Consider the following 13,109-nt stretch of genomic DNA (forward strand, 5'->3'; position numbering starts at 1 on the left):
AAAAATTGAAAAGAGAAGTAAAAATAATATCTTATTTATTGGAAAGAATTGTATCACCTTAGTGAGAGTTAGCGTTACTCCAAAATAATTTGTTATACCGAACAAAAGCACATTTGTTGATGACTCAGGAACTAAATGTTGTAAGTTTTCCTTTGTCGTTAGCTTAACACATTTATAAATTATATAAAACAGATAATAATATGGATTCATGGCTTAACTCTGTTAGGTGTTAAAACTGGTGCAGGAGCATTACACAAATGTAATCAGTAAATGGTGTTCATAAAAATATCTTTTGGCTCATTTTATTTGAGCCTTTCGGCTCACATTGCTCAAACTACATTATGAAAAATAGCAATTATTAAAAAAACCTAACCGAAATCATAAATTTTCTTTATGAAAACTATGTGCTGAACCCCTGAAAAAAAAGAGGTTGCTGTATTTAAACAACAACCTCTTTATTATCGTTACTGAAAAATTTATCTCGAATACTGTGCTTCCAACTGTTCGAATCGTTTTTGCAAATCGTCAGTTATGGCTTTCTGGTCTTTAAGTTTCGAAAGCCTGATTAACTCCTGAAACACTGCCAGTGCCTGATTGGTTTCCCGTTCTACACTTTTGGCATAAGGTGTTCCTTTGAGTGATAAATAATATTGCAAATCGTTCTGATAAATATCGGCCAAACGTTTAACAATTGTATTCCCTTTTTCAATACTTTCTTTTGAATCCGTTTTCTTTAATTCCACATCATTGCTAAGCATCTGTAAACTATCAGGCAATACATTATTCATTGTACTGCGATAGTACAGCTCGGCAATACGCAACATCATAATGTTATAGGGAACTGTTTTATCAGGCATTTCTACCAGACACTTATCAAGAACTTTCACTGCAGAATCAGGCTCGTTTTCTGCAAGCAATGTTTCACTAAGACGTGCAAAATTATTACGGAAATTCATGGTCATGTTCAGGTTGTTCTGATCGAGGTAAACTCTTTCGTCTTTCATATTACCCCACATAAATTTATTCATCATGTTGTCGTACATGCGTTCCGAAGCAACACTACCGGTTTGCCCTGATGGGTCGGCAGCAGCTTTAATAGGAACAAAACGATAAGCCAATCCTTCTGTCTGAAAATAATTTTCGAGATTCAGATAGGAGTCGTTACCCACCGTCACTGCAAAATATATTGGGCGTGTCCAGTCGTTGTGTGCTATAAGATCCAATATCATCAGGTCGGCTTTCATAATATAGTTTTTGCTGATTTCAAATTCAATATAATCAACAATCTTGCTGGTATCTTTTGCCTCCACAACATGATTTTTTATCACTGCCTCTTTATCCACTTTTATTCTGAACTTTTTTGTAGGCAGATAATTAAATTCATCGCCACCTTCGCTGCGCACCTTAGCCTCGGGATTATCGCTGGTAACAAACTCAATAATATCTTTCAGGTCGCTATAGCCTTGTACACTTCTGTCGTAAAACGGAATATAATCACGCGTTCCCTGAACATACTGTCTTGTTTTTAGTGTAAATGGAACCGGATCTGATTCATAAGCCTTACGTTTTATCTGATCTATGTACCAGTCGGTGTTGAGCAGACTCAGGTTGATAACACGCACATCGGTACGAACGCCCTCTACATCCTGAATATACCAGAGCGGGAAGGTATCGTTATCGCCATTGGTAAAAATTACTGCATTAGGCGCACAGGAGTTGAGGTAGTTATAAGCAAAATCGCGTGAGGTATAACGGTAAGAACGGTTATGGTCATCCCATCCTTCTTTACCCATCACAGCAGGCACCGACAGGCAAAGCAACGCTGCCAGCATTGCCGCAGTTGTTTCGGGCATTCGCTTTTTAAGTGCATCTGCAATTGCAGCTACTCCCAGACCAATCCAAATACAGAAAGCATAAAATGCACCTGCATAAGCATAGTCACGTTCACGAGGCTGATAGGGTGTCTGATTCAGATAGATGACAATGGCAACACCGGTCATGATGAAAAGCAACATGACAACATTGGCATTGTTCATGTCTTTTTTATAGTGATAAACCAAACCTGCCAGCCCCAGCAATAGTGGTAAGAAGTAGAATGTATTTCGGGCTTTGTTATTTTTCATGCTATCGGGTAATTTATCCTGCGGACCCAAAAACATACTGTCAATAAAAGGAATACCGCTTATCCAGTTTCCTTTTAATATGCTGCCATGTCCCTGTATATCGTTTTGGCGACCAACAAAATTCCACATAAAATAGCGCCAGAACATGTGGTTCATCTGATAGCTGAAAAAATATTTGAGGTTATTGCTGAACTCCGGTTTTTGTTCACCTTTTATTCCTGACCATTCTTTGTAGGCTGAAACATGATTGGGCTCGCGGCTGTACATACGTGGAAAAACTGTACATCGTGCCGGATCATATTCGGGAATAACTTTAGCTCCGGTTGGAATGTATTTTCCATCAATAGCTGTGTAGCTCATTGCTCCTTCTGTCTGACCTACAACTTTGGCATCATAATATTGTCCGTAGCCTAAGGGGCGGTCGCCATATTGCTCGCGGTTGAGGTAACCTAAAAGTGCAAAGGCATTCTCCGGGTTGTTTTCGTCCATTGGCGGATTGGCTAAAGAGCGTACCACAATTTGCGCATAAGAAGTATATCCCAACAACAGAAATGCAAAACTCAGCAAGATGGTATTGAGCAAAGATTTTTGATTTTTCTGTGAGTAATAAATACCATAGACTAATGCAGCAATGATGATGAGTGAGTAAACCACAAATCCTGTCCACAGGGATGAACCGGACTGATTGAACCATAAGTCTATTTTAGCACCAATGTTTACAAACCCTGCAATAATTCCGTACTGCACAACCATTAAAATGACTAATGAAATACCCATTGTTTTGGCTATACCCATCCACGAAAAAGGATATTTGCGGAAATAATAAACCAAAGCCAGTGCAGGGATACAAAGTAAGTTCAGTAAGTGCACACCTATTGACAAGCCCATGAGGTAGGCAATGAGAATTATCCAACGGATACTGTGCTTTTCGTCTGCAACATTCTCCCATTTAAAAACAGCCCAAACAACAATACAGGTAAAAAACTGGGATGTTGCATAAACCTCACCTTCAACAGCAGAAAACCAAAATGAATCTGTGAAAGTAAATGCCAAAGCACCAACAACACCACTGGCAATTACTGTGAGTATTTGCGAAAATGTGGGCTCCTGATTTTTAGTAAAAACTACTTTTCTGGCAATGGCTGTGATGGTCCAGAAAGTAAACAAAACGGCAAATGCACTCATTATTGCACTGAATGCATTAACCATAATAGGAATGGATGCTTCATTGCCACCGGCAAACAATGTCATGATGCGTGAGAGCATAAGAAACAATGGTGCTCCGGGAGGGTGGCCTATCTGTAGTTTGTAGGCCGCAGCAATAAACTCGCCACAGTCCCAAAAGCTGCCTGTCATTTCAATGGTTGACAGAAATACCCACGCTGCAATGGCAAAAACTGCCCAGCCTGAAATGTTGTTGAATTTTGTATATTGTTTCATGTAAAACAAAGAAGGTTACAAGCGTGCGAAAATAGCAAATTATGCTTCTGAATGGCTTATAATTTTAAATAAGCTGTGAATACCGTTAACAACATTTAACCTCTGACATGATTTACTGATGAATATGTTAAGTGAAATAACACTACTCCTTATGTTTAAAACAAGAGGTTTGTAAAATGCCGTGCAATACGGTAACATTGCAAAATGAACTTAGTAATTGATATAGGCAACACCAGAATAAAAGCCGGGGTGTTTGATGGCAAGAAATTAATGACTTGTTTTCTTATAAAATCTTTTAAAAAAAGTTCTTTAACCTTTCTGATAAACCGCTATGCTATTCGTTCAGTAATTTTTTCATCAGTAGTAAAAGAAGAAAAGCTCTTAGCAGTATCAGAATCTTTACAAGTATTTTATTTGAACCATAAAACGGCATTACCCATCGTTAATGATTATGCAACACCTGCAACATTAGGCACAGACCGTTTAGCCAATGCCTGTGGGGCAGCCATTCTTTTCAAAAAGAAAAACTGTCTTGTATTGGATGCCGGCACTTGTCTGAAATTTGATTTTATTACTGATGAAGCACACTATAAAGGAGGAGCAATTTCTCCTGGATTGAATATGCGCTATCAAGCATTACATGACTATACAGACAAGCTTCCTTTAGTCAGAAAAACAGATTTAGTTGAATTGACAGGATATTCAACTAAAGCCTCTATTGCCAGTGGCGTGCAGAATGGTATTGTTGCAGAGGCAGAGTATTTGATAGGTGTTTATAAAAAGCAGTTTAAAGGCCTTAAAGTGATTGTTACGGGTGGCGATATGGCGTTTTTTGCAGATAGACTGAAAACACACATCTTTGCAGCCCCGGATTTAACTCTTGTTGGGTTAAACAGTATTTTGAATTTTAATCTGGCCCGGCAGTAAAACAAGTTGATAATGCAGAAACAAAAATATATTTTCATAGTACTTTTCCTTGCTTTAGGTCTGGCATCTCATGCACAAACAGGCACAGAAACCCCCTATTCACGCTACGGCATTGGCGAATTGCAGTATGGTGGCTTTGCCCGTCAGTCGGCAATGGGTGGACTGGGCGCAGCTTTTCAAAGTACCTCTGCTGTTAACTTTAGTAATCCTGCATCGTATTCATCAATTCGCATAAGCACTTTTGAAACGGCACTGCGAGGTGAGTTTGCACAAACATCAACATCGGATTTAAAACAGACAAAAAAAGGAATTTTATTAAACTATCTTTCATTAGGTTTTCCGGTAATGAAAGATAACTGGGGTGCCAGCTTTGGTTTAATCCCTGTAAGTTCTACAGGCTACAATCTCAAAGAATCCGGTCAGGTTATCAACCCTAACGATACCATTACAACAGATTTCACCAAATACTATAATGGTAGTGGCGGATTAAGTCGCTTTTACATTGGCAACGGATTTGCACCCTATTCAAAAACTCTTGATAAATACTATGCTTCACAACACTATAAAGACTTAAAAGAAAAAGGCGACACAGCTACCATCAATAAAGAAGTGCGATGGAGAAAAATTGTAAAAGGATTTTCAGCAGGTTTTAATGCATCCTATCTTTTTGGAAGCCTGAATAACGTACGCAGGGTAAAGTTTAGTAATTCGGCATTTATCAATACAAAAATTACTGAAAGCACTGCTTATGCCGATTTTTATTTTGATTACGGCATTCAATATCGCTATGATTTTACTGCCGACAATAAACTTATTATAGGCATTTCAGGCTCAGGAGGCACAAACATCAAAGGCAGACGTGATGTGCTTTGGGCATTGGTTTCATCATCAGATTTTGAAGCTAATATTGATACTGTCTATTTATCTGAAAACGAAAAAGGCAAAGCATTTATTCCAACATTTATCAATGCAGGGTTTATGTTTCAGCAAGGTGATAAGTGGCTGATGGGTGCTGAATATGCAACACAACAATGGAGCAGATACAAAGCTTTCAGCTCAAATCAAAAACTTAAAGATATGTGGCGGATTTCTGCAGGTGCACAATATATGCCTACAAATAAATTAGCCTACCGTGCGGGAATAAAAGTTGAACAATCGTATATAAACCTCAATAACAGCCGTGTCAATGATTACGCACTTTCTTTAGGTGTGGGTGTGCCTGTACGTCTCACCTCAACAGAAAGAAGGTTATTTGACAACCGTACGATGCTCCATTTTAGTATTGAAGGCGGACAGTTGGGTACTACAAAAAATAACCTCGTTAAACAACAATATGTGAGGCTTTATGTAGGTATTACTGCCAACGAACTTTGGTTTATCAAGCGGAAATACGATTAACAAAACGCTAAATCAGCCTTTTCGTCAGATTTTTTTAAGTTTTACATCGGCCTCCACACTAATACAATAGTGAGGTTCTTATATTTGCTGACAGAAAACAAAATGAATAAACGCTGGACACTGCTGAAACAGGCAGATAATGATAAGTCAATAAAATTTGGTAAAGAGTTAAATATTAACCCTGTGCTTGCCAACTTATTGATTCAGCGAAGTGTAAACACCTTTGATGAAGCAAAAGAGTTTTTCAGACCCTCACTGTCATTGCTTCACGATCCATTTTTGATGACAGATATGGAGAAAGCAGTAGCCCGAATAGATAAAGCAATTGCCAAAGGTGAAAAAGTATTGATTTATGGTGATTATGATGTTGATGGTACCACAGCAGTAGCCTTGGTTTATCGTTTTTTTAAAAATCGTTTTGCCGAGTGTAACTTTTACATTCCTGACAGAAATACTGAAGGTTATGGGATTTCTTTTCAAGGAATAGATTGGGCAAAAGAAAATGGCTTTACTTTAATCATTGCACTTGACTGCGGTATAAAAGCAATGGATAAAACAAAGTATGCCTCAGAAATGGGTATAGATTTTATCATTTGTGACCACCACAGACCGGGAGCAGAAATTCCACAAGCAACTGCTGTTCTTGACCCAAAACGGGTAGATTGTGCCTATCCTTGCAAAGATCTTTCCGGATGTGGTGTTGGTTTTAAACTACTTCAGGCATTTGCCAAAAAAAATAATATTGACCAGCAACAAGTGCTGGACCTTATAGACCTTGTAGCCATAAGTATTGCTGCAGATATAGTTCCTATTCTTGGTGAGAACAGAATTTTAGCATATTATGGTCTTGAGCTTATCAATAAAAATCCACGTACAGGCATAAAAGCTATTCTAGAGTTAAATGCCATCAGGCGCGAACTGAACATTACTGATGTGGTGTTTATCATAGCACCGCGCATCAATGCAGCAGGAAGAATGGATCATGGAAAGTCGGCAGTGCAGTTACTCATCAGTGATTCTGCTGGTGATGCCAACACAGAGAGTTTAAAAATTAATCAAAACAATCTTGACAGGCGCGATGCCGACAAGCAAATTACAGAACATGCATTGCAGCAGATTAGCCGCGATAATACTTTTGAAAGTAAACGAAGTACCGTTGTTTATAGTGCAGAGTGGAATAAGGGTGTAATAGGCATTGTAGCTTCACGACTTACAGAAAAATTTTATCGTCCTACAGTAGTATTGACAGACAGCAACGGACATATTGCCGGTTCGGCAAGGTCTGTAAAAGATTTTGATGTGTATAATGCTATTGAAGCATGCAGCGAATATTTAGATCAGTTTGGCGGACACATGTATGCAGCAGGACTAACCTTAAAGCATGAAAATTTTGAAGCCTTTAAACAAAAGTTTGAAGAGGTGGTTTGTGCCACCATTGAAGAACACATGCTTACACCGGAGGTGGAAATTGATGCAGAATTAAATTTAGAAAGTATTACCAAACCATTCTATAATGTGCTAAAACAATTTGCACCCTTTGGCCCGGGCAACATGTCGCCTGTGTTTGTTAGCCGAAATTGTGTTGCCGACAAAAATCAGACACGACCCGTAGGGCAAGATAACAAACACCTGAAACTATCTTTTACACAGCATGGTTTGGGCAAGAATTTTTCTGCTATTGGATTTCAGTTAGGCGAATATGCCGATGTACTAAAGTCAGGAAAACGATTTGATGTTTGTTACCATATTGAAGAGAATCATTTTAATGGTAACACTGAGCTACAACTCAACATTAAGGATATAAAAATTTCAGAATAGTTTTTTCTTTACTTTCTGAGGAGTAGAGATTTTCTTTTTTATCTCAATAGATATTTCAACACTATCTCCAATTGTTTTGCCAATTGCTTCGCGCCATTCTTTTTTAATTGTCAGCCAATGTGAGCCATCTGTCTTCGGTTGCAAGGCACCTTCAATAGGGTGGTTATCTATGAAACCTGTTATCTCTATAATACCTGTTTCGCTAAAGTGATTGCCTGCTTCTCTCAACACCACATAAGTAGAAACACCTCTGATGTCCCTGCGATGGAGATTTGTTTTTAAACTTAACTTTTTCGCCATAGCACTTCTGTTTTTATTTTACCCTATAAAGATAAGAAAATAAAAATGAAAAACTCCAGTATAAAAAATTGATACCGGAGTTTTGAAGTATTAGAAATTTAATATCAGGCTTGTTCGCTGCGGATAATGTTTAGAGCACCACCGGCTTTAAACCAGGCAATCTGATGTTCGTTATAAGAATGATTTACTTTGATTTCATCTTTTGACCCATCTGCATGATGTAATACCATTGTTAATGGAACTCCGGGTGAAAACGCTGTCAGGCCTATAATATCAAAGGTGTCATCTTCTTTTATTTTTTCATAGTCTGCTTTATCGGCAAATGTCAATGCAAGCATACCTTGTTTCTTCAAATTGGTTTCGTGAATGCGGGCAAACGATTTTACCAATACAGCACGCACACCTAAGAAACGTGGTTCCATTGCTGCATGTTCGCGCGAAGAACCTTCACCATAATTTTCATCACCCACAACAATAGAGCCTATTCCTTTTGCTTTATAAGCACGTTGCACTTTGGGCACTTCATCATAGCTGCCGTCAAGTTGATTCTTTACGCTGTTGGTATTATCATTAAATGCATTAACTGCACCAATAAGCATGTTGTTGGAAATGTTATCGAGATGTCCTCTGTATTTCAACCACGGACCTGCCATTGAAATATGATCAGTAGTACATTTACCTTTTGCTTTGATAAGAAGTTTCAAGCCTTTTAGGTCGCTCTTTTCCCATGCTGCAAATGGTGCAAGCAACTGCAAACGGTCGCTTGTGGGCGAAACAATTACTTCAACTTTACTTCCATCTTTTGCCGGTGCCTGAAAGCCTGCATCTTCAACAGCAAATCCTTTAATTGGAAGTTCAATGCCTTGCGGTTCGGCCAACTTTACTTTTTCCCCTTTATCGTTTGTGATAAAATCTGTAACCGGGTTAAATGTAAGGTCACCTGCAATGGCTAATGCAGTTACAATCTCTGGTGAAGCAACAAAAGCATGTGTATTGGGGTTGCCGTCATTTCTTTTTGCAAAGTTGCGATTAAAAGATGTGATGATAGAATTCTTTTTGTTTGGATCGTTGGTATGGCGTGCCCACTGTCCAATACAAGGACCACAGGCATTTGCTAAAACCACCCCTCCAATTTTTTCGAAAATGCCAAGGTAGCCATCGCGCTCAACAGTATATCGCACCTGCTCGCTGCCGGGAGTAATTGTAAATTCACTTTTAGCTTTAATTCCTTTTTCGGCTGCCTGTTTTGCCAATGATGCGGCACGCGTAATGTCTTCGTAAGATGAGTTGGTACAAGAACCGATGAGACCTACTTCTAATTTTGCTGGCCATCCATTCTCTTTTACTGCTGCTGCAAACTTACTTAGCGGCCATGCTAAATCCGGAGTAAACGGACCATTAATGTGGGGCTCTAATTCAGAGAGGTTAATCTCTATCACTTCGTCAAAATATTTTTCAGGTTGCTGATAAACTTCGCTATCGCCACGCAGGTGGGTAGCAATGCCATCAGCAAGATCTGCTACATCGGCACGTCCTGTTCCGCGCAGGTAGTCAGCCATTTTTTTATCGTAATTAAAAATAGAAGTTGTAGCTCCTATCTCTGCTCCCATGTTGCAGATAGTTCCTTTGCCTGTACATGACATGCTCTCTGCTCCTTCTCCAAAATATTCAACAATCTTATCTGTTCCACCTTTAACGGTTAATATTCCCGCTACTTTTAATATTACATCTTTGGCAGAGGTCCATCCGCTTAGCTTACCTGTAAGTTTTACTCCGATAAGCTTGGGCATTTTCAGTTCCCACGGTAATCCGGCCATAACATCACAGGCATCGGCACCACCAACACCAATGGCTATCATTCCTAATCCACCGGCATTTACGGTATGGCTGTCGGTTCCAATCATCATTCCTCCCGGAAAAGCATAGTTTTCTAAAATTACCTGATGGATAATTCCTGCTCCCGGTTTCCAAAAACCTATTCCGTATTTATTGGAAACAGATGCCAGAAAATCAAACACCTCCTTACTTTTATCCAGAGCAGAGGCCAAGTCTTTTGCAGCTCCGTCTTTTGCCTGAATCAAGTGGTCGCAATGTACGGTTGATGGTACTGCAACTTGTGGTCTGCCGGCTTGCATAAATTGCAACAAAGCCATTTGTGCTGTAGCATCCTGCATGGCTACACGGTCAGGATTGAAATCTACATAGGCTTTGCCACGCTCATAGTTTTTTACCTCAAACTGTGGCAAAAGGTGACTGTATAATATTTTCTCTGTTAATGTTAGTGGACGGTTCAGGTTTTTACGGGCCTGCTCAATGCGTGCAGGCATTTCAACATAAACCTTTTTAATCATTTCTATATCAAATGCCATGATCAATGTTTTTTTATTTTATCGGAACGCAAAAATACAGATAAAGACGATTCATAATTGTTTGATTGAATCTAAATAACCGCCTTAGCTGCATTTTAAAAACAGCGCTCCGCAAAAAGAGTTTCATTTTTTTTGAAAAAACTTTTCTTATTGAAAAGAATGAATTACATTTGAGGTGCCAAAAAAAATAAATATCATGAAAACACTACAAAAACAAATTATTGCATTTTGCATTCTATTAACACTTACAGGAGTTGTATTTGTATCCTGCAAAAAAGACAAAGACAACAACAATACTGTTCCGGCTACGGAATATGGTGTTGTCACCGGCAAAGTACATTCGCCCAACAATGTGGTTATTGCCAGTGCTAAAATCATTTCGGGAGAATACTCCACCATAAGTAATACACAGGGTGAATTTTCACTTAGTTTACCTATAGGATTTCATAAACTTATAATTCAAACCGGAAGCGGGCATGTGTTTAAGTCAGAAGTTGATGTTCAGGTAAATGCACACGAAACAATTTCTTTAGACAATGCACAAAGTGAGCTTAAACAGGTTAAGCAAATTGCATTCATACCGGGAGCTTATGATAGAATTGAAACTATCATTATAGACACTCTTGGATATACTGCAACTGCAATTACGGTTTCCTCTCTCGACAACTTGAATTTTATGCAAAGTTTTGGAGGTATATTTTTAAATTGTGGTGTTAACGGAAATTTAGATAGTTTAAAATATGCCAATCTTAATAATTATGTGAGTGGTGGTGGTAATCTTTATGCCTCTGACTGGTCAGTTGAGTTTTTAACCGGTGATGGTTTTTTCCGACCTTCCGCCTCTTCCTTTTTTACCAACAGTGCATTCAAAAATCAAACTCATGAAGCTGCTTATAGTACAATGTCAACCTGTACCTCTCCCTTAAACGGAGGTTTTTTACCTGACAGTGCTTTGTGTACAGCCAAATTTGGACCTGTCACCATGGTGCAAAATGCACATATTCTCGATCCGGATATTATTAATGTTTTGGGCAAAGATTCAATGGATATCTATTACGATTTAAATGCATGGGAAGTAATCAGCTTAGTAAATGCTCCATTTACCACCATCATAGAAGATACACAGTCCGGTTTAGGATCATTAGCCGTTACCTGCGATTTAAACGGAACCATACCGGCAGGACACATCACCTACACTACCTTTCATAATCATCCACAGGGCAACATCAGTCAGGATGTTAAATTAGTCTTGCAGCATTTTATTTTGAATATGTAGGTTGCACCTCTTTTACTGCTTAAATTTTAAAAACCCGAAAAGTATTTGGGCTGAATTTGATATTGTGTAAACATATTAAGAGTGCTTCATTTACCTTTGCCGCAATTTAATAAGTAAGCATGAGTAGTCAAGCAGAATATGATGTAGTAGTAATTGGTGGCGGATGTGTAGGCATGGCATCTGCCTATAAACTTAACCTGCGTTTTCCACATCTGAAAATTGCAGTACTTGAAAAAGAAGACCGCCTTGCTGCACATCAAACAGGAAGAAACTCAGGAGTTATACACTCCGGCCTTTACTACAAACCGGGCTCTTACAAAGCTAAAAATTGTGTGGATGGGAGAAGAGAGTTGGTTTCTTTTTGCAAAGAACATGATGTGGCACATGATGTGTGCGGAAAAATTATTGTGGCCACTGATGAAAAAGAATTGCCACACATGAATCGTGTTTTTAATAATGGTTTACAAAACGGTGTTGAAGGAATTGAAAAAATTAATGCGCAACAAATTAAAGATATTGAACCATTTTGTACTGGCATAGAAGGTATATGGGTTCCTTGCACAGGCATTGTTGACTACGTTGGGTTGACAAATAAGCTGGCAGAAATTATAGAACAAAAATTTACGGGAAGCAAAGTGTTCACAGGTCATGAAGTAACAGCTTTTGAAAAGCAAGATGGTCACACACTAATTGTCACCAAAAAACAAAACTTCAAAACCAAACACCTCATTAGTTGTACAGGGTTGTTCAGCGACCGAATGGCCAAGGCAGACGGTGTGGATCCTAAGATGCAGATAGTTGGTTTCAGAGGCGATTACTATGACCTGACAGAAAAAGGAATGCACAAAGTGCGAAACCTGATTTATCCTGTTCCCAATCCGGAGTTTCCTTTTTTGGGTGTTCACTTCACAAGGATGATACAGCACGGAGTAGAATGTGGACCTAATGCAGTTTTTACTTTCAAGCGAGAAGGTTACGGAAAAACAGATTTTGATTTAAAAGATACGCTTCAGGCATTATCCTACGGTGGTACATGGAAATTATTTTTCAAACACTGGCGTTTTGGTTTGGATGAATACAAAAGAGCTTTTTCCAAAAAGTTATTCCTAGAACGGTTGCAGCGACTAATCCCTTCATTGGAGATGGACGACATTACTCCCGGAAGGGCCGGTGTGCGCGCAATGGCACTCGATGCCAGCGGCAATATGATTGATGATTTTAAGATAGAATACAGCGGCAATGCCATACACGTTCTCAATGCGCCATCACCGGCAGCTACTGCATCATTGGCTATTGGAACAGCAGTGATGGAAATGGCAGAAAAACATTTTCAGATTCATTAGTGTTAATTTTGTTTAATAACTTGAACAGAAACTAAGAAAACACATATTTCAGCTTACGTCTATTCATTGAGGTAAACTACTCATGTTTATGAATGACAATAATCATTTCAATCTT

At 38.8% G+C, this 13,109-nt stretch carries 8 protein-coding genes; 5 read left to right on the forward strand and 3 right to left on the reverse strand.

What is annotated here, in order from left to right; all coding sequences use genetic code 11:
* Nucleotides 1–476: 476 nt before the first annotated feature.
* Nucleotides 477–3,563, reverse strand: a complete 3,087-nt coding sequence (locus V9G42_02130; protein MEI2758213.1) for a DUF2723 domain-containing protein — start codon at nucleotides 3,561–3,563, stop codon at nucleotides 477–479.
* Nucleotides 3,564–3,767: 204 nt separating this feature from the next.
* Here V9G42_02130 and V9G42_02135 point away from each other — a divergent pair, with 204 nt between their 5' ends.
* The 3 genes from V9G42_02135 (at nucleotide 3,768) to recJ (ending at nucleotide 7,706) form a co-directional block, all read left to right on the forward strand.
* Complete coding sequence (locus V9G42_02135; protein MEI2758214.1) at nucleotides 3,768–4,490, forward strand: type III pantothenate kinase; 723 nt, start codon at nucleotides 3,768–3,770, stop codon at nucleotides 4,488–4,490.
* A 12-nt stretch (nucleotides 4,491–4,502) separates the two neighbouring features.
* Nucleotides 4,503–5,888 carry an outer membrane protein transport protein gene (locus V9G42_02140; protein ID MEI2758215.1) on the forward strand — a complete coding sequence of 462 codons (1,386 nt, stop codon included), beginning with the start codon at nucleotides 4,503–4,505 and terminating at the stop codon, nucleotides 5,886–5,888.
* A gap of 102 nt (nucleotides 5,889–5,990) precedes the next feature.
* A complete protein-coding gene (gene recJ / locus V9G42_02145) occupies nucleotides 5,991–7,706 on the forward strand; it encodes a single-stranded-DNA-specific exonuclease RecJ (GenBank protein ID MEI2758216.1) in 1,716 nt (571 codons plus the stop codon).
* On the opposite strand, the gene V9G42_02150 is transcribed toward recJ, so the two are convergent.
* Complete coding sequence (locus V9G42_02150) at nucleotides 7,698–8,006, reverse strand: DUF1905 domain-containing protein (GenBank protein MEI2758217.1); 309 nt, start codon at nucleotides 8,004–8,006, stop codon at nucleotides 7,698–7,700. The two genes, recJ and V9G42_02150, sit on opposite strands and share 9 nt — an antisense overlap.
* A 104-nt stretch (nucleotides 8,007–8,110) precedes the next feature.
* Nucleotides 8,111–10,375 carry an aconitate hydratase gene (locus V9G42_02155; protein MEI2758218.1) on the reverse strand — a complete coding sequence of 755 codons (2,265 nt, stop codon included), beginning with the start codon at nucleotides 10,373–10,375 and terminating at the stop codon, nucleotides 8,111–8,113.
* Between the two features lie 196 nt (nucleotides 10,376–10,571).
* On the opposite strand from V9G42_02155, the gene V9G42_02160 reads away from it, so the two are divergent.
* A complete protein-coding gene (locus V9G42_02160) occupies nucleotides 10,572–11,651 on the forward strand; it encodes a carboxypeptidase-like regulatory domain-containing protein (protein MEI2758219.1) in 1,080 nt (359 codons plus the stop codon).
* 119 nt (nucleotides 11,652–11,770) lie between these two features.
* Entirely contained in the window at nucleotides 11,771–12,994 is a 1,224-nt protein-coding gene (lhgO, locus tag V9G42_02165) for an L-2-hydroxyglutarate oxidase (GenBank protein ID MEI2758220.1), read from the forward strand.
* Nucleotides 12,995–13,109 lie beyond the last annotated feature (115 nt).

The organism is Bacteroidia bacterium, assembly GCA_037045145.1.
GTDB lineage: Bacteria > Bacteroidota > Bacteroidia > AKYH767-A > OLB10 > OLB10.